The sequence below is a fragment of the Nocardia amikacinitolerans NBRC 108937 genome, assembly GCF_001612615.1.
GTDB lineage: Bacteria > Actinomycetota > Actinomycetes > Mycobacteriales > Mycobacteriaceae > Nocardia > Nocardia amikacinitolerans.
This window is the reverse complement of sequence record NZ_BDAU01000022.1, coordinates 163,599-181,022: the sequence shown is the minus strand read 5'-3', so window position 1 is coordinate 181,022 and position 17,424 is coordinate 163,599. Positions and strand designations below refer to the sequence as shown.

Genomic DNA, 17,424 nt, shown 5'->3' with positions numbered 1-17,424 from the left:
GCGGCGAGTGGCCATGGGCGGCCTGGCACGGTGCCGCCGGGACGGGAGCGGGTCGGCGTCGTAGGGTTCTGGGTCGTGAGTGACGGCGGTGCGGGGCTGCGGGCGCGGATCATCGCGGGCGGGTTCTGCGCGGTGCTCGTCGCGGTGGTGGTCGGGCCGCTGTTCGGGCCCGGGTATCTGCTGTTGCGGGACGCGGTGAGCACGCCGCGGTCGTATCTCACCGAGTCGGCGCTCGGCCTCGGGGATTCCGCGCCGCGGGCCGTTCCGCAGGATGCACTGCTTGCGACGGTGTCGCCGCTGGTGGACGGCGGGTTGGTCGTGAAGGCCATTCTCGTTCTCGCGCTGTGGGCCGCCGGGTATGGGGCGGCGGTGCTGGTGCGGGAGTTGTTGTGCGCGCCGCTTCCCGCGCAACTGGTCGCTGCGACGGTCGCGCTGTGGAACCCGTATGTGGCCGAGCGGTTGTTGCAGGGGCACTGGAGTCTGCTCGCCGGGTACGCGGCGCTGCCGTGGACGGCGCTGGCGGCCTATCGGCTGCGGCTCGGAGCGGGCGGGCGTCGGCGGCCCGATGCGGCGACGATCGGCGCGTGGGCCGGGCTGGCGGGCTGTTTCGCGGCGGCCGGTCTGACGCCGACCGGGGCGCTGCTCGCGGGCGTGACCGCACTGGTGACGGTGCACCGTCGGCATCTCCTCGGCACGCTCGTCCTGCTGGCGGCCGCGTCCGCTCCTTGGTTGACCGCGACGGCGCTGTCCGGCGCGGGCGCGGAGCCCTCCGATCCCGCGGGCATTCCCGCCTTCGCCGCGCGTGCCGAACCCATGCTCGGCACGCTGGGTTCGCTGGCCGGGCTCGGCGGCATCTGGAACGGCGAGGCCGTGCCGGATTCGCGCACCACGCCGCTGGCGCTGCTTGGCACCGTGCTGCTCCTCGCGATTGTTCTCACCGGCCTCCGCACGGTCGCCACCGCCGCGACCGGCGGGCACGAAAGCCTGCGCATTCGCCGCGCCTTGCTGGCGCTGGCCGCCGCGGCCGTCGTGCTGCCCGCGCTCGCCGCGACCGGCTGGGGGATGGCGGCGATGGAGTGGTTGGTGGTGAATGTGCCCGGGGCGGGACTGCTTCGGGACACGCAGAAGTACGTCGCGCTGGCCGTGCCCGCCTACGCTCTGTGCGCGGCGGCGGGCTGCACCGCGCTCACCGCGCTCCTTCGTCGAACGGAGACCGCCGCCGCGGATCTCACCGAGCGGAAGCGCGGAACACCCTTCGCGACCGACTTCGCCGACGCAGCGTCCCCGAGGCAGCCTGCCGAGCCGAGCAGCCAACCCCCCTTGGCCGCAACGAACCCGGCCGATCGTGACAGCGAGCAACTTGGCGACGGTGGTCGGCACCAGCGGCTCGACGGTGCCGCGAAGAACCCGGCCGAGCGAGGCAGCGAGCAACCCCTGACATCGGCCCAGGAGGTAACCGATTCGTCCCGGCGGACACACGACGAGTGCGCTGACGGGCAAAGCGCCGAAGCATCCCGACCAACGGGCCTTGCCGACCGAGGCGACGTAAAAGCCACGCGCGAAACCGCGACGGCTTCAGTGGCAACGCCCACTACCCGGCGCGGAACCCTGTTGACCGCAACGGCATTCATCGCGTTCCTCATCCTCCCCCTGTTCGACCTCACTTGGGGCGTCGGCAACGCGCTTCGCCCCGTGCACTATCCACCCGCCTGGCACAACGTCGCCCAACTCGTCACCACCCCCGGCGACATCGCGGTCCTCCCCGGCGGAATGTTCCGCAAATTCCCCTACTCCGGCGCCGCTCCCGTCCTCGATCCCGCACCTCGCATGCTGCCCAACGACGTGCTGCAAACCGGCGAGCTCCCCGTCCGCGGCCGCACGGTCTCCGGCGAAGGCACCCGCGCCCGCGATGTGGAAACCCTGCTCCTGCAAGGTGGTTCGGCACAGGATCTGGCGCGCCTCGGCGTCGAGTGGGTCTTGGTCGAACGCACCACCCCCGGCCCGCTCGGCGAATCGAAAACCACACTCGCCCAACTGGATCCGGTCTACTCCGACAACGACCTCGCGCTGTATCGAGTCCCCGGCAACGACCCCATCGTCGCGGCACAAGACCACCGCTGGCTCGCGATCACCGCCCACCTCCTCTGGGCCGCGCTACTGATCGGGGGCCCAGCGCTCGCGGTGGGGGCGCGGCGCAGGCCCCGTACAGCCATCGAAGCCTGAGACCGCCCGGCGAACGAATCCCGATCACGTTCCACCCATACCGCAATGCGCAGACCGCCGGAAGACGCGCTCAGCGGCTCGGCAGCGTCTCCGGCTCGGGAATCGGAGACCCGGGCGCGGCGACCCGCCTGGTGAAGGTGCCGTGAAAGCCCCAGGGCACATGGTGCTCGAGCCATGCGGTGGCGAGCGGCCCCCGCTCCAGGTCACGAGCATCCAGAATCACCAGTTGCGAACGGTTTTCGATCAGCTGATGGTTGAGCGCGAGCAGCCATCCGTCGTCTTCGTTCGCATCGGGGGTGCGCGCCACGAACAGCGGCTCACCGACCGAGCTCGGGCCGAGATCGCATTCGGTCGCGACGCCGGTTCGATGGTCGACCTTGATCAGCGAGTTGAACAGCCCGGCGGGCCCGCCCGCACCGGCGAGATAACTGAACCGGTGCCTGCGAGTCGAGCGGCGCCAGTCGTATTGCGGGAATTCCCCTGATACGTCGGCCAGTTCACGCTCGATGACGGTGCCGCTCTCCGTGACCCGATACTGCATCAGCCGGGAAGCCGGGAACTGCGGGGTCTCCAGGGTTTCCAGATTGACCAGACCTGTCATTCGTCGGAACTCGCTCCACTCGGTGTCCAATCGCACCAGCTCCACGACCACGTCCGCACCGTCGTCGTAGGCATTGGTGAGATGAACGTGCAACAGCGCCTCGTGTTCGACGATGCGCGGCGCTCCACCGGACTTCGGGACGAGAAGGAAACGAGTTCCTTTGGCGCGCTTGAAGTCCAGCGAGTCTATGAACGAGTGCGTGGCCAGCGCCATCTTGGCGACATTCGGCAGCAGCGGGTCGAGGACGAACACCATATAGCGTTCCGTGAGCGCGAAGTCGTGGTTCCAACCGAGATCCAGCATCGGGACGGTCGCGAGGCGGCGCAGCGCTCCGGACCTGTCCACGCGGTAGGTGCGAATACGCGGCGTCGGCAGCAGATCCAGGCCGAAGTTGTACATGTCGCCGGTGACGGGGTCCCATTTCGGGTGGGCCGAGAACGCGCCGAGGAAGCCGAGCTTTCCGCCGAAGTCGGTGGGGCCGAGCGTCTCGAGCGAATCCGGGTCGATCCGATGCGGGTTGCCCAATTCCCACAGCGCGAGCAGACCACCCGCGTAGTTCACGATGTTGGTATTGGCGACGTTGGCGGGCAAGCGTCCGAAATTGGCCAGCGGTCCGCCCGGAATCTGGCCGCCCACACCGCGATACCGGATGCGGTCGGAGCGCTCGCCGTGCCGGAAGTGCCGGGTGCGCACGTACCGGTTGCGGAATCGCACGCCGGAGCCGTCCAACACGAACTGCGAGATCATCCCGTCGCCGTCGAAGATGTTGTGCAGCAAGGACCTTCCGACCTGGTGTTTTCCCGGCCCGATCCGGTACAGCGTGCCGGTCAGTTCCGTCGGCAGCCTCCCGTCGATCTGCCGGACGCGGTAGTCGAGCTCATCGAGCATCGGCGCGTACACCTCGCGGGCCAGAACGGCATCGTCGACTGTCATCGCGACTCTCCTTCGAATCAAATCTGATGACGCATGTCTTCCAATTTAGGGTTGCGCCTAAAGTGGTGTCAATGACCAGGTCTGAAGTAGTCCGCAGCTACGGCGGGGTGAGCGCGGCCGATCGCCGCGCCGAACGCCGGGCCCGGCTGATCGCGGCCGGTCGCCGCACCTGGGGCGAGTCCGGCCTCGCCGCCGTCACGGTGCGCGGTGTCTGCAAAGGCTCCGGGCTCACCGACCGCTACTTCTACGAGCACTTCGCCAATCGGGACGAGCTGCTGCTCGCCATCGCCGACGAGGTCCGCGACCAGCTACTCGCGGTGCTGGTCGAAGCGGGCATTTCGGTGGACGGGTCCGCCATGGACAAACTTCGCGCGGCGCTGCAGGCGTTCCTCGACGCCGTCTCGGGCGACCCGCACATTCACCGCATCGTGTCGAGCGATCCAGGCGGCATACCCGGACTGGAACAACGTCGCCGCGACGTCCTCGGATTGATCGCCGACCTCGTCGTCCAGCACGCGCCCGGCGTCCTGGAGGCCGAACCGGACCCGGAGTGGTTGCGCAGGGCGGCGTTGTTCATCACCGGCGGCGTCGATCAGCTCATCGAGGCCTGGCTCGACGGCAGCATCGAAACGACCACCGCCGAGCTCGCCGCAGAGTGCGCCCGTATGTGCAGTGACGTCATCACGAATCCGCCGCGGCGGTAAAAGCGAAAGCTGAGCTCAATCCTCGGGCGCCGCAACCAATCCCGACACATACCCGCCGCGCGACACCGCCGCGAGCACCTCGTACACACCGTTCCCGGTCTGCTCCCAAGAGAACTCGCGGGCCCTCGCGCGCGCCTTCTCACCCATCACGCCGCGCGCCGCGGAATCCTCGAGCAGGTCGCCGACGGCGGTGGTGAGCTGGGCGACGTCGTCGACGAGCAGACCGGTGACGCCGTCGACGATGGAGTCGGTGAGTCCGCGGGAGCTGCGGTAGCCGACGGTCGGGACGCCGTGCTGGGCGGCTTCGATGACGGCAAGTCCCCAGCCTTCCTTACGGGAGGGCAGCACGTGCACCCAGGCGCGGGCGAGCAGTTCGTGTTTGCGGCGTTCGTCGACGTGCCCGTGGAAGGTGACGGCGTCGTCGATGGCCAGCTCGCGGGCGGTGGCCTGGAGGTTGTCGGCCCACCAACCACCGCCGACGACGTCGAGGTGCAGGCCGGGGATCCGGCCGCGCAGCCGGGCGACGGCGGTGAGCGCGTCTTCGATCTGCTTGTGCGGCACGAGCCGCGACAGCACGACCGCGCGCGGTTCGGCAGTGCGGGTCGCCGCGGCGCCGGTCGGAGCGTCGGCGGGAACGGGTTCGGCCCCGTTGCGAACCACCGCGATGCGGGAGCGGTCGACGCCGAGGGTGGCCAGCTCCTCGGCCGAGGGCAGCGAAACGGTCAGGTACTGGTTCTCGCGGTGCACACGCGGCGATAGTCGCGATTCGATCCACCAGCCGATCCGCCCGACCAGCCGACCGGCGACCGGCCACTGCTCCCGGTGCCCGTGGTGCACGAGCACCACCGAGGGCGCCTTTGTCGCGGCGGCCGCGAAGAACGGAATGCCGTTCTGGGTGTCGATCACCGCGTCGGGCCGCACCCCGCGCAGCGGTCCGATGCCGAATCTGCCGAGGACGATGGCGGCGAGCGCGCGCGGGTAGACGGTGTAGCGTCCGCCGCCGCGGCTGATGTCGATGCCGTCGATGTGTTCCCACTTCGGCGCACCCGGATAGCGAGCGGTGCGCAGCGTGACCTTGACCCCGCGTGCCGCGAGCTGCGCGCCGACCTGTTCCAGGTACCGCTCGCTGCCGCCGCCCTGCGGGTGCCCGGTGTCACGCCAGCAGAGCAGGAGGACTTCGCGCACGGTGGAGCTTCTCTCGGTCGGTGGGTCTCGCCGGGGGTCGACGGACATCGGGCTACACAATAACGGGCACAGGCGGACGGAGTCCGGTAATCGTCCGCGCACCGCCGAAGCGCATGCGAAGGTCCGCACAAGGTCATCGGTCAAGGGCCCTATCCGCCCATCCTGGCACGTCACCGCCGATGCGAAGCGGTTTCCACGAATTTGTCTGAAACATCTACATTTCACAGTCGGATGTGGATACCCTCCCGCCACCCCGATTTTCAGGGGCAGGCCGGTCGAAGGCTGGCCGGCCAACACGATGAGGAGAACACCATGAAAATGGCACGGACGAGGACCGGCGGCGGCACCGGAAACGGCGGCGACCTCGACGGTCTGCTCGGCATGATCCTGGCGCTGATCACGTCGTCCACCTCGACCGGCAGCGGCGCCAGCAGCGGCGTCGGCTGACCCGCCCGAAGCGGCGGTCCGGTGCGCGCGGCGCCGGACCGCCTTCGGCGCACCGATTCCAGGCCGAAGATCCCCCTGTGCGAAACTCGGCGCCGTGCTGAGAGCCGAGATCACGACTTCCGACGCGCCTCGATTCGCGCGACGCGCGACGCTGCGCCGGTCGCTGCGACTACTCGGCAGCTTCCGCTTCGAACAGTCCGATCCCGCGCGTTTCTACGGCGGCCTCGCCACCGACACCGCCGAGATGATCGGCGATTTCTACGCCGACATCGCCGGAGCGGACCTCGCGGGCACCACGATTCTGGACGTCGGCGGTGGCCCCGGCTATTTCGCGGACGAATTCGCCAAGACCGGCGCGCGCTACATTCCCGTCGAACCGGACCCCTCGGAGATGCACGCCGCTGGCCTTTCCGTCCCCGGCGCCGTGCGCGGCTCCGGCATGGCGTTGCCCTTCCGCGACAACGCCGTCGACATCTGCTTCTCCTCGAACGTCGCCGAGCACGTCCCGCAGCCGTGGGCGATGGCCGACGAGATGGTCAGGGTGACCCGCCCCGGCGGACTGATCGTGCTCTCCTACACGGTCTGGCTCGGCCCGTTCGGCGGACACGAGACCGGTCCGTGGCACTACCTCGGCGGCGAGTACGCCGCGCGCCGATACCGCCGCAAGCAGGGCAAGGAACCGAAGAACCGGTACGGCGAGTCGCTGTTCGCGGTCCGCGCTTCCGAGGGATTGCGCTGGGCCGCAACGACTTCGGCCGACGTGCGGACGATATTCCCGCGCTACCACCCGCGGTGGGCCTGGTGGCTGGTGCGCGTGCCAGCGGTGCGCGAGCTGGCCGTCAGCAACCTCGTGGTTGTCGCGACGAAATCGGCCTGAACGGCTACTGGTTCGCGAGCCAGCCGCGGCGCCAACGGCGGCCGCACGCCCCGTTCTGCTCCCACGGCGATTCCTGAATGGCCAGCCCGACCGTCTCGAGCGTGGTCAATCCGACCTTGTCGGCGAGGAGTCCGACGACGGCGACCGCCTCCGCGGCCTGCATCGCCGCCGTGGCCTGCTCGATCGTCAAGGTGCGACCCGGTAGGAAGGACACCACCCAACCGCCCGAGCCGACGCTCTTCGCCTGATGTTCGGTCTGATCGCTGGTCATCAACGACCGGCCGATCACTTGCACCGCCATGACACGTTCACCCCAATTACGGTCTCGGATCAATGCCTGTTCGGCCGAAGCCGGTTCGGCCGTAAAACGCGGGAGGGAGCTGGTGAGTAGCTACAGCATCCACCGTCCAGCAACAGAACGCAATAGTGCGTTCTCGGGAAAAGCGAACCGACAGGTTGGAATTCGAGCAGGTCAGGCGACTGCGCGAAGAAGAAACTGAAACAGGTTACAGACAAGCGGGCGACAAAATTGTAACGTGTTCTCATGCATTACGACAGCTTGTTCATCGGCGGCCGCTGGACCGCGCCAGCGGGCACCGAACGCCTTCAGGTCATCTCACCGGCCACGGTCGAGCCGGTGGGCAGCGTCCCCGTGGTGGAGCGGGCCGACGTCGACGCCGCCGTCGCCGCCGCGCGCCACGCCTTCGACCACGGACCGTGGCCCGCCACCCCGCCGCTCGAGCGCGCCGCGGTGCTCACCAGGGCCGCGCGCCTGATCGAGCAGCGTTCGGCCGATCTGCTCGCGACGCTCACCGCCGAGATGGGCGCGCCGCAGATGATCGCCATGACGCTCAATCAGATACCGGCCACCGCGGCACTGGACGCGTATGCCGCTCTCGCACAGACGTTTCCGTGGCAGGAGACGCGCGTCGGCGGCTTCGGCACCACGCGGGTCACGCGCGAACCGCGCGGCGTCGTCGCGGCGATCACGGCGTGGAACGTGCCGCTGTTCCTCGCCGTCAACAAGCTCGCCCCCGCCCTGCTCGCGGGCTGCACGGTGGTGCTCAAGCCCGCGCCGCTGACCCCGCTGACCGCCAACATGGTCGCCGACATCTTCACCGAGGCCGGTCTGCCCGAAGGCGTGCTCTCGGTGCTGCCCGCGGATGCGGACGTCGCCGAGTATCTCGTCTCCCATCCCGGGGTCGACAAGCTGACCTTCACCGGCAGCACCGCGGTCGGCCGCAAGATCGGCGCCATCGCCACCGGGCAGCTCAAGAGCGTCTCGCTGGAACTCGGCGGCAAGTCGGCGGCGATCCTGTTGCCGGACATGGATCTCGCCGCGAGCATCCCGCTGCTCGCGTTCTCGGGTCTGATGAACAGCGGCCAGGGCTGTGTCGCGCAGACCAGGATCCTCGCCCCACGCAGCCGCTACGACGAGATCCTCGACGCGCTCGTCGAGCACGTGCGCACCCAGAAGACCGGCGACCCCACCGACCCGTCCGTCCAGTTCGGCCCGCTCATCTCCGAGCGCCAGCGCGAACGCGTCGAGGGCTACATCGCCAAGGGCAAGGCCGAGGGCGCGCGCCTGGTGCTCGGCGGCGGACGGCCCGCCGATCTGGACCGCGGCTGGTTCGTCGAACCGACGATCTTCGCCGACGTCGACAACAAGTCGACCATCGCGCAGGAGGAGATCTTCGGCCCGGTGCTCTCGGTGATCCCCTACGAGACCGAGGACGAGGCGGTCGCGATCGCCAACGATTCGGCTTACGGCCTGGCCGGTTCGGTGTGGACCACCGATATCGAGCACGGCGCCGAGATCGCGGCGCGGGTGCGCACCGGGACCTACGCGATCAACTGGTACGCCTTCGATCCGACCTCGCCGTTCGGCGGCTACAAGAACTCCGGCCTCGGCCGGGAGAACGGGCCAGAGGGACTCGACTCGTTCTGCGAGCAGAAGTCGCTGCTGATGCCGCTCGGCTGGACCGGGTAGGGCCCCGCCACCTCCGCCCCGGCCACGCGCGGCAGTCCACACCCAGCACGGCCGTGCGCGGCGAAGTCCCGGCTCGCTCCAGCCACGCGCGGTGGAGTCCACAGTCGGCCCAGACCGTCCGCGATCCCTCCGCGTTTGGCCTGGTCATGCGCGGCGAAGTCCGCACTCGACCCAGACCATGCGCGGCTACGGCGGGCGCCATCGACAGCGGAGGGGCGGGCCTACGCGGCTCGCCCCGCTGCTCAGTTGTCGGGCATCACGACCCGCAACGCCGCCGTGTCCTCGGGACCCGGTCGCTGCCGCGCGTCGACGACCTCGACCCGCCAGCCCGGCGGCAGCGCCTTCTCCAACCGACCCGCGGCGCGGCGCAGCGGCGTGCTCGCCGCCGCCAACTCGACGCCGGTCACCAACGGGGCTTCGGACGCGTCCCACTCCAGATCGGTCATGCTCCAACCACCTCTCACGCGTCTGTGCGCCGCTCGCCCGGGCACCGGGGCCGCGACGGCGATAGTGAAGAAGTTCCTCCGTTCGGCTCGCCCAAGCGTCGGCGCGCCGATCGGTTGTGAAGCCGATATCGAAATCAGGATAGGCCAGCGCCGGCAAACCTCTCGCACCCGGGTGGGACCGACGGTCAGCGGCGCAGCGAACGGCGATAGCCTGCGGGCGTCGCGCCGGTCGCGGCGCGCAGATGCGTGCGCAATGCCGTGACGCTGCCGAAACCGGCTTGTGCCGCAACGACTTCCACCGGCAGATCGGTGGTCTCCAGCAATTCGCGTGCTCGCGCGGTGCGCTGCGCCTCCAGCCAGCGCCGCGGCGTCGCGCCGACCTCGGCCTTGAAGCGCCGGATGAACGTCCGCTCGCTCATCAGGGCATGTCGAGCCAGCGCCGAAACATCCGGTGCCGCAGCGAGATTCGCCGCCGCCCAGGCCATGGTCGCGGCAAGCCCCGACGCACCGTCGCCGGAACGTCCCAGCGCGTCCGGAATGTATTGCGCCTGACCACCTTCCCGGTGCGGTGGCGTCACATTCCAGCGCGCGAGTTCGGCCGCGAAGCCCGCGCCGAGTTCGCGGCGCACCAGGTGCAGGCACAGGTCGAGGCCGGCGGAGAGACCGGCGGAGGTGAGCACATCGCCGTCGTCGACATACAGCGCCCCGGGGTCGAGCCGGACCGCAGGGAACAACTCGGCGAACTCCCCGCAATACGCCCAGTGCGTGGTGGCGGGCCGCCCGTCCAGCAGACCGGCCCGCGCCAGTACGAAGGCGCCGACGCAGATGCTGACCATGGTCGCGCCCCGCTCGGCCGCCGCGCGCAGCGCGTCGACCACCTCGGGCGGCGGCGGGAGGGTTGGCAGCCCGATGCCGGGGACGACCACGATCTCGGCCTCGTCGAGCAGTTCCAACCCGTGGTCGACGCGCAGGTCGAACCCGTTGGGCGTCCACACAGGCCCGGGCCGCACACCGCAGGTCCGCATCTCGAAGCCGCTACCCTCCCCGGTCTTGTCGGGCCCGTGCCGGAACGCCTGGACCGCGCAGGCGAGGTCGTAGGTCATGACGCCGTCCAAGGCGAGGGCGACCACCTGTTTCACCCACTCAGTTTGGCATGAATCCGAGCATTGCTGTCATTCACGCCACTGGCCGGAGCTTCCGGCGACCGATTCACTGAAAACACCGAGACGAAGGAGGTCGGCGTGGGTGCGCCAGCAAAAGGCAACAGAGCGCCAGCAAGAGGCAACCGAGCGCCAGCAGAAGACAACCGAGCGCCAGCAAAGGACGATCGAGCGCTAGCAGAGGACGACCGAGCGCCCGCAAAGACCAACGGAGCGCAGGCAGAAGACAGCAGCGCTCGCGCGAAAGGCAGCAAGGCACCCGCGGGCAACGGAGCGTCGACGAAACTCGACCCGGCACCAGCAAAAGCCAAACCGGCGCCAGCAGAGCACAACCGAGCGCCCGGAACTGGAAACAGAGCGCCCGCGGGTTTGGATTGGGAGTGGGCCACGACGACCGGCGGCGCACTGACCGGCCGCCAGCGCAGACAGCTGACCGGCAAGCTGGTCACGGCGCTGCCGGGCATCGTGGCCGGGCAGGTCCGGCTTGCCTTTGGCCGCCGCGGCACGGGCCGGGTCGATTTCACCGATCTGCGTCTCCCCGACTCCCGGCTGGCGCGCGCCGCGGAAACCGAAGCGCGCGAACGCCTTACGCCGCACGTCCTCGAACACTCCTACCGCAGCTACTTCTTCGGACGCGCGCTCGCCGAACTCGACGGCGTCCGCTACGACGACGAGCTGGCCTACGTGTCGTGCCTGCTGCACGACCTGAACCTCGAACACCCAACGCCGGGAAGGTGTTTCGCGGTCACCGGCGCGGAACGCGCGGTCGCCTTCGCCGAAGCGGCGGGCGCGACACCCGAACAGGCGCACACCATCGGCGCCGCCATCGCCGCCCACCTGACCATCGGCATCGCAGACCGGCCGGACGACCTCGGCTTCGTCTCCGCGGGCGCGGGCGTCGACGTACTCGGCTTGCGCATGGCCGACTTGGCCCCCGACTGGGTGGCCGAACTGCTACACCGCCACCCCCGCCACGACTTCAAGCGGCACATGATCGCCGCCCTGCGCGCCGAGGCGGCCGTCGTCCCCGACGGCCGCGCCCGATGGCTGCTGTCCACAGCACAATTCGCGCCACTGATCCGGCTGGCCCCGTTCCCCGAGTAACGCGGTCGACCACCGAAAACACGATCGCCCGCACCGAAAGACGGTGCGGGCGATCGTGAAAGAGAATCAGCCCAGGCGCTGCTTGAGCGCCTCGAACTCGTCGCGCACGCCCGAAGGCAGCTTGTCGCCGACGAACTCGAACCACTCCTCGATCAGCGGGATCTCCTTGCGCCACTCCTCGGCGTTCACCGCGAGCGCCTCGTCGACATCGGCCGGATTCACATCCAGGCCCTCCAGGTCCATCTGCGCCGCGGTCGGCACGTGGCCGATGGCGGTCTCCTCGGCCTGCGCGGAACCCTCGATGCGGCCGATGATCCACTCCAGCACGCGGGAGTTCTCACCGAAGCCGGGCCACAGGAAGCGGCCGTCGGCGCCGCGACGGAACCAGTTGACGTAGAAGATCTTCGGCAGCTTGGCCGCGTCGGCGTTCTTGCCGACGTTGATCCAGTGGCCGAGGTAGTCGCCCACGTGGTAGCCCATGAACGGCAGCATGGCCATCGGGTCGCGGCGCACGGTGCCGACCTTGCCCTCGGCCGCGGCGGTCTGCTCCGACGAGAGCGTCGCGCCCATGAACACGCCGTGCTGCCAGTCGAAGGACTCGGTGACCAGCGGGACGGTGGTCTTGCGGCGGCCACCGAACAGGATCGCCGAGATCGGCACACCCTGCGGGTCGTCCCACTCGGGGGCCAGGATCGGGCACTGCGACATCGGGGTGCAGTAGCGCGAGTTCGGGTGGGCGGCCAGCGTCTCCGTCTCGCGGTGGTACCAGTCGTTGCCCTTCCAGTCGATCAGGTGATCGGGCTCGCCCTCGAGACCCTCCCACCAGACATCGTTGTGGTCGGTCAGCGCGACGTTGGTGTAGACGGTGTTGCCCGCCTCGATGGTCGCCATCGCGTTCGGGTTCGACTGGCGGTTGGTGCCCGGCGCGACGCCGAAGAAGCCGAACTCCGGGTTGACCGCGTACAGGCGGCCGTCCTTGCCGAAACGCATCCAGGCGATGTCGTCGCCGAGGGTCTCCGCGCGCCAGCCGGGAACGGTCGGCTGGATCATCGCGAGGTTGGTCTTACCGCAGGCGCTGGGGAACGCCGCTGCGATGTAGTAGGCCTTGTTCTCCGGGGAGATCAGCTTGAGGATCAGCATGTGCTCGGCCAGCCAGCCCTCGTCGTGCGCCATGGCCGAGGCGATGCGCAGCGAGTAGCACTTCTTGCCGAGCAGCGCGTTGCCGCCGTAGCCGGAGCCGTAGGACCAGATCTCGCGGTCCTCGGGGAAGTGGGTGATGTACTTGGTGTCGTTGCACGGCCACGGCACGTCTTCCTGGCCCTCGGCCAGCGGCGCGCCGACGGAGTGCAGCGCCTTCACGAACGGCTTGTCCGCGCCCAGCTTCTCCAGGGCGGCGGTGCCCATGCGGGTCATCACGCGCATCGAGACGACGACGTACTCGGAGTCGGTGAGTTCCACGCCCAGCTTGGGGTCCTCGGCGCCGAGCGGGCCCATGCAGAACGGCACCACGTACATGGTGCGGCCCTTCATCGAGCCGCGGTACAGCTCGGTCATGGTGGCGCGCATCTCGGTGGGGTCGACCCAGTTGTTCGTCGGGCCCGCGTCGGCCTCGGTCTTGGAACAGATGTAGGTGCGGGATTCGACCCTTGCCACGTCCGTCGGGTCGGAGAGGGCGAGGAACGAGTTCGGCTTCTTCTTCTCGTCGAGCTTCTTGAAGGTGCCCGCGGCCACGAGCTGGTTGGTCAGGCGTTCCCACTCCTCGTCGGAACCGTCCGCCCAGACCACGCGGTCCGGCTGAGTGAGTTCGGCGACTTCTTGTACCCAGGCGAGTAGTTCGCTGTGCTCGGTCGGCGCCTGGCCGTCGGATCCACGAAGACCAGGAATGGTCGCTGAGGTCATGAAAACTCTCCTGAGATGAGCGGCGGATCCGATGCTTCGCCGCCTGGCCACCAAGGCCCATGACCAGCGCGAACACACCGAGCGCCACCGTTGGCGGGAAGGCAACCCGCTACGACCAGTCGAAAGCGCGCCCCGGCTGGACGGCGTACTTGGACGAAGCGGACGCCCAGGTTCCTGCTTAGAGGTTAACGCGATGTGACGACCGGTACGGAATCGGGTTCCTAACTAACTACCCATTCGGTTGCCTATTCAACAGGCACGATGTGCCGATCGAGGATCGCGATATCGCGTTCGCACGCCGCCAGTTGGCCCGGTTGCTCGGCCGCGGCGCGCCGGATCCGCGCCTCGAGTTCGGCCACCCGGCGGTCGGTCTCGACGATGCGGGCGGCGCTCGCGCGCACCACGCGGTCCGCCAATTCCGTCTCGGCTTCCACCAGCGCGGTCGCCACCCGCTGCTCTAGCTGGGCTTTTACGTTGACGAGCGCGTCGGCTACCCACTGCCGGACGTGCGCGCGGTCGGCGACCTGCCGCCGCGCACGCACCACCCACCAGGCGACGAGCGCACCGAGCAGCAAGGTGACGGGGATGCTCGCGACGTCCAGCGCCGGGACCAGCGACAGCGGCGCGACGAGCAGCCTGCCGAGGCCGACGCCCGCCGACGCGCCGAGCGCGATCATGAGGTGATCTTCGACACCCCGGTGCCTCGGCTCCGGGTCTGGGCCGACTCGCGGCGCCGGGTCGCGCCTGCGGTGCGGCGGCGCGAGGTCGGCGCGGCCCGAGCCGTCCAGCCGCTGCGCGAGTTCGGCGAGCCGGTGCTCGATGCTCGCGTCCACGGCGCCGGTCAGCTCGGTCACGGACTGTTGCAGCCGGTCGGGGTAGTCGCCGAGTTCGGCGGGGCGCAGCCGGTCCAGCTCGGTGCGCGCGGCGGTGTGCAGCGCCCTGACGTGTCCGCCGACCTCCGTCATCAGGTCGACCCGCGCCAGGTGCAGTTGGCCGCGCAACGTCGACATGGCCGAGGCGCGGCCGCCGTCGCGCCCGGCCAGCAGCGTGGCGCGCTCCTCGCGCCAGCGCGCCGGTTCCGCGCCCGAGCGCAGCGCGGCGACCTGCTCGACGACCCGCTTCCTGGTGTCGGTGAGGACACGGGCGAGCACGGCGGTCAGCCGATCGCCGCCGGACGCCTCCGCGCCCGCCGCGGCGGCGGTCAATTCGGCGTGCAGTGCGGTCAGCCCGGAGCGGTCGAGCAGTCCGGCGTCGCCGCCGGTGCGTCCGGCGACCGCGAGGCGCGCGGAGACCGGGAGGATGTCGAGATCGTCGAAGCCCTGCGCGCCGAGCAGCTCGAGGTTGTGCGAACGCACGACGCGCCAGTCCTGGTAGGCGTGCACGCCGTTCATGACGAGCAGGATCCGGGTGCCGTCGGACCGCAGGCGCCGGACCACGTCGAGGGTGTCGGTGCCGATGCTGGTGCCCGCGTCGAGCAGGATCAGCGCCACACCCGATGGCGCGCCACCGGCGGGCGCGGTGGATTCGACGGCCGCGTTCGCGTCGGTCATCGGATCGGTGAGGTCGATGCGGGGTTCGAAACGCGCGAGCTCGGTGCGCAAGAGGGTGGTGTTGGCGTCGTCGGGTCCGATCAGGGCGACCGTCGAGGCCGCTCCCGCGCCACGCACCGCCTTCAGCAGCGCCATGCCCTGCGGGTTCCAGCGCGCGACCACCGCCTCCACGTCCGACGACAGCGGTTCCGGCGCGGCGGGCTCCCGCGACGCCGGATCCGGTCGATCAGAGTCCGGCACTGCTCATTCGCTCCCATAGTCGGATGTATCCGTTGTGCACCCGCAGCGCCGCGCGCCGCGCCACCGGCGGCATGTCGCCGGCGACCACGGCGCGCCAGCGGGCGGCCCTGTGCAGCGCGTCGTCGGCGTCGGCGGGCGCGGGTGACGGGTAGCCCGCGGCCAGATGCGCGACCGAGGGATTCGCCAATCCCGCGCACAGGGCGAGCCACATCGCGTCGTCGCCGTAGAGGTAGTCCTCGAGGATGTCCCTTGCCGGTCCCGCCTCGCCGGGCACCGCGCGGGCGGCCAGCCGCGCCAGCTCGTCGAGCAGCTCGCCGCCGCGCAACGCGGAGACCTGTTCGTAGCGGCGGTGCAGCAGCCGGTGCAGCGCGTCGATGCCGCTGGCGGCGTGCAGCAGTTGCAGGATGGCGTGCGGGCTCAGCTCGGGATCGTGGCGCAGGGCGCTCAGCGCGCAGGTGATGCCGTAGAGCTCCCAGCGGTGCAGCAGCTGCTCGCGTTCGGCGACGTCGGGGCCCGCGGTCGGCGAGACGAACAGGTCGGGCGAGAGGGTCAGCGCGGGGTCCGCGTCGGCGGCGAGCCTGCGCAACGTGGCCATGTCGGCGTCGGTGACGGCGCCCGCCCTGGTGCGGACCGCGAGCGCGGCGACCACCGGCAGCGTGAGAATGCCCAGCTCCCTGGTGTACTGCTCGGCGGCGGCCACCGCGTCGCCCCAGCGCGAGCCGATCGCGTCGGCCTTGTTCAACACCACCACGGTGCGCTCGGGCGGCAGCTCGGCGAGCACCCTGCGGTCGGCGGGCAGCGGCGCGCCCGCGAGCACGTAGACAACGATGTCAGCGTCCAGCACGGGGTCGGGGGCACCCGGCTCGTCCACCGGACCGGTCTCGGCGGCCGACATCAGCGCGAGCGCTTGCAGCACGGTGGACCGGCCCGCGTGCGCGCGCCCGGTCACCTGGATGCGCGGCGGCCTGCGCCAGGCGTTGACGGCGGTGTTGGCGTGCTGACCGATCGCGGCGGCCCGGCCACCCACCGACTGCAAATCGACGAGAAGCCGATCCAGCTGGTCCTGTTCGCGCGTTGGCACTCCCCGTTCACGCATCTGCCCGTTGAATTCGGTGGCCGTCGGCATGGCTACACACCCCCTTGTCGAGGCGCAATTCTGTCAGAACGAGCGCTGTTCGGCAGTGCCGACCGCTCAGGCGCCCGCGAAGTATTTGTTGGCAGCGCGAACCGCCCAGCTCGGGGCGTACTTCGCCGCGGCGGCGAGCACCTTCGCCTGGGTGCCGATCTCGTAGTGCACCCTTGGCAGCCGCGGACGTTTGCTCGTCGCCTCCCAGATGCCGTCGGCCACGTCGTCGGCGGTCAGCCGCACGCCGAGCGACTTGGTCGTCCCGGTGCTCATGCCGTCCACCATCGCCGTCGCCACGAACAGCGGCCACACCGCGATCACCCGGATGTCGTGCCGCGACCACTCCAGATCCAATGCCTCCGTGAGGCTCTTGACCGCCGACTTGGTCGCGCCGTAGCTGGCGAGTTCGGGCTGACCGTAGATCGCCGAGGCCGAGCAGAGATTCACCACCTGGGCGCCCCTGGTGTCGCGCAGGTACGGGAAGGCGTGGTGCATGCCCGCGAGCACGCCGCCCAAGTTGACGTCCATGATCGTCTGGTGGGTGCCGAGGTCGATGTCCTCGAAACGGCCGGAGCGCAGGATGCCCGCGTTGTTGATCAGGATGTCCAGCCTGCCCGTCGCCTCGTGGAACTCGGCGAGCCGCTCGGTCCAGTGCGTGTTGTTCGTCACATCCAGCACCCCCGTGCGCACCCTGCCACCTGCGGCGTTGATGTCCGCGGCGAGCCGGGAGAGGCCGACCTCGTCGATGTCGTATGCCCCGACGTGGTACCCGTGCCCAGCGAAAAGCAGTGCCGTGGCCCGGCCGATACCGGCCGCCGCACCGGTGATGAACACGGTCGGTGAACTCATGACGGCAGTCTAGTGCCGCCGTCGACCCCTGTTACCAGGGTTCACACAGAAGCAGGGCGTCACTTACTCTGCAGTGGTGGTCGGCACCAT

Annotated in this window: 15 protein-coding genes; 6 read left to right on the top strand and 9 right to left on the bottom strand. The window is 69.7% G+C overall.

What is annotated here, in order from left to right; translation table 11 throughout:
- Positions 1–75 precede the first annotated feature (75 nt).
- Entirely contained in the window at positions 76–2,223 is a 2,148-nt protein-coding gene (locus tag NAM01S_RS35970) for an MmpA family trehalose lipid delivery protein (protein WP_174554827.1), read from the top strand.
- Positions 2,224–2,293: 70 nt separating this feature from the next.
- Here NAM01S_RS35970 and NAM01S_RS18710 read toward each other — a convergent pair whose 3' ends face one another.
- Entirely contained in the window at positions 2,294–3,757 is a 1,464-nt protein-coding gene (locus NAM01S_RS18710; protein WP_067786964.1) for a carotenoid oxygenase family protein, read from the bottom strand.
- Between the two features lie 71 nt (positions 3,758–3,828).
- Here NAM01S_RS18710 and NAM01S_RS18705 point away from each other — a divergent pair, with 71 nt between their 5' ends.
- The gene (locus NAM01S_RS18705) at positions 3,829–4,461 is read left to right on the top strand and encodes a TetR/AcrR family transcriptional regulator (RefSeq protein ID WP_067786963.1); all 633 of its coding nucleotides are present in this window, start codon (positions 3,829–3,831) and stop codon (positions 4,459–4,461) included.
- A 15-nt stretch (positions 4,462–4,476) separates the two neighbouring features.
- On the opposite strand, the gene NAM01S_RS18700 is transcribed toward NAM01S_RS18705, so the two are convergent.
- Positions 4,477–5,646, bottom strand: a complete 1,170-nt coding sequence (locus NAM01S_RS18700) for a glycosyltransferase family 4 protein (RefSeq protein ID WP_067786959.1) — start codon at positions 5,644–5,646, stop codon at positions 4,477–4,479.
- 312 nt (positions 5,647–5,958) lie between these two features.
- Here NAM01S_RS18700 and NAM01S_RS36635 point away from each other — a divergent pair, with 312 nt between their 5' ends.
- On the top strand, positions 5,959–6,093 hold the full coding sequence (locus tag NAM01S_RS36635; RefSeq protein ID WP_255284318.1) for a hypothetical protein: 135 nt from the start codon (positions 5,959–5,961) through the stop codon (positions 6,091–6,093).
- Positions 6,094–6,187: 94 nt separating this feature from the next.
- On the top strand, positions 6,188–6,970 hold the full coding sequence (locus NAM01S_RS18695) for a class I SAM-dependent methyltransferase (protein WP_084483057.1): 783 nt from the start codon (positions 6,188–6,190) through the stop codon (positions 6,968–6,970).
- 4 nt (positions 6,971–6,974) lie between these two features.
- Here the strand turns inward: NAM01S_RS18695 and NAM01S_RS18690 are convergent, their stop codons facing one another.
- Positions 6,975–7,271 (bottom strand): hypothetical protein, encoded by a 297-nt coding sequence (locus NAM01S_RS18690; protein ID WP_067786957.1) that lies wholly within the window; start codon positions 7,269–7,271, stop codon positions 6,975–6,977.
- A 243-nt stretch (positions 7,272–7,514) separates the two neighbouring features.
- Between NAM01S_RS18690 and NAM01S_RS18685 the strand changes: the two genes are divergently transcribed.
- A complete protein-coding gene (locus tag NAM01S_RS18685; RefSeq protein WP_067786954.1) occupies positions 7,515–8,960 on the top strand; it encodes an aldehyde dehydrogenase in 1,446 nt (481 codons plus the stop codon).
- Between the two features lie 242 nt (positions 8,961–9,202).
- Here NAM01S_RS18685 and NAM01S_RS18680 read toward each other — a convergent pair whose 3' ends face one another.
- Together NAM01S_RS18680 and NAM01S_RS18675 are read right to left on the bottom strand one after the other, a co-directional pair.
- Positions 9,203–9,406, bottom strand: coding sequence for a hypothetical protein (locus tag NAM01S_RS18680; protein ID WP_067786952.1), 204 nt, complete (start codon positions 9,404–9,406; stop codon positions 9,203–9,205).
- Between the two features lie 185 nt (positions 9,407–9,591).
- Entirely contained in the window at positions 9,592–10,545 is a 954-nt protein-coding gene (locus NAM01S_RS18675; RefSeq protein WP_084483056.1) for a GlxA family transcriptional regulator, read from the bottom strand.
- Between the two features lie 390 nt (positions 10,546–10,935).
- On the opposite strand from NAM01S_RS18675, the gene NAM01S_RS18670 reads away from it, so the two are divergent.
- Positions 10,936–11,670 carry an HD domain-containing protein gene (locus NAM01S_RS18670; protein ID WP_067786950.1) on the top strand — a complete coding sequence of 245 codons (735 nt, stop codon included), beginning with the start codon at positions 10,936–10,938 and terminating at the stop codon, positions 11,668–11,670.
- A 66-nt stretch (positions 11,671–11,736) separates the two neighbouring features.
- On the opposite strand, the gene NAM01S_RS18665 is transcribed toward NAM01S_RS18670, so the two are convergent.
- The 4 genes from NAM01S_RS18665 to NAM01S_RS18650 form a co-directional block, all read right to left on the bottom strand.
- Positions 11,737–13,569, bottom strand: coding sequence for a phosphoenolpyruvate carboxykinase (GTP) (locus NAM01S_RS18665; RefSeq protein WP_067786948.1), 1,833 nt, complete (start codon positions 13,567–13,569; stop codon positions 11,737–11,739).
- A 245-nt stretch (positions 13,570–13,814) separates the two neighbouring features.
- The gene (locus NAM01S_RS18660; protein WP_067786946.1) at positions 13,815–15,359 is read right to left on the bottom strand and encodes a coiled-coil domain-containing protein; all 1,545 of its coding nucleotides are present in this window, start codon (positions 15,357–15,359) and stop codon (positions 13,815–13,817) included.
- On the bottom strand, positions 15,346–16,485 hold the full coding sequence (locus NAM01S_RS18655; protein ID WP_067786944.1) for a hypothetical protein: 1,140 nt from the start codon (positions 16,483–16,485) through the stop codon (positions 15,346–15,348). Before NAM01S_RS18655 ends, NAM01S_RS18660 begins: the two co-directional genes overlap by 14 nt.
- 66 nt (positions 16,486–16,551) lie before the next feature.
- Positions 16,552–17,334 (bottom strand): SDR family oxidoreductase, encoded by a 783-nt coding sequence (locus NAM01S_RS18650; protein WP_067786942.1) that lies wholly within the window; start codon positions 17,332–17,334, stop codon positions 16,552–16,554.
- Between the last annotated feature and the right edge of the window lie 90 nt (positions 17,335–17,424).

Excerpts from the sequence above, each read along its gene's own strand:
- NAM01S_RS18710 (WP_067786964.1), bottom strand. The coding sequence starts at position 3,757 with ATGACAGTCGACGATGCCGTTCTGGCCCGCGAGGTGTACGCGCCGATG.
- NAM01S_RS18705 (WP_067786963.1), top strand. The coding sequence starts at position 3,829 with ATGACCAGGTCTGAAGTAGTCCGCAGCTACGGCGGGGTGAGCGCGGCC.
- NAM01S_RS36635 (WP_255284318.1), top strand. The coding sequence starts at position 5,959 with ATGAAAATGGCACGGACGAGGACCGGCGGCGGCACCGGAAACGGCGGC.
- NAM01S_RS18690 (WP_067786957.1), bottom strand. The coding sequence starts at position 7,271 with ATGGCGGTGCAAGTGATCGGCCGGTCGTTGATGACCAGCGATCAGACC.
- NAM01S_RS18685 (WP_067786954.1), top strand. The coding sequence starts at position 7,515 with ATGCATTACGACAGCTTGTTCATCGGCGGCCGCTGGACCGCGCCAGCG.
- NAM01S_RS18680 (WP_067786952.1), bottom strand. The coding sequence starts at position 9,406 with ATGACCGATCTGGAGTGGGACGCGTCCGAAGCCCCGTTGGTGACCGGC.
- NAM01S_RS18665 (WP_067786948.1), bottom strand. The coding sequence starts at position 13,569 with ATGACCTCAGCGACCATTCCTGGTCTTCGTGGATCCGACGGCCAGGCG.
- NAM01S_RS18655 (WP_067786944.1), bottom strand. The coding sequence starts at position 16,485 with ATGCCGACGGCCACCGAATTCAACGGGCAGATGCGTGAACGGGGAGTG.
- NAM01S_RS18650 (WP_067786942.1), bottom strand. The coding sequence starts at position 17,334 with ATGAGTTCACCGACCGTGTTCATCACCGGTGCGGCGGCCGGTATCGGC.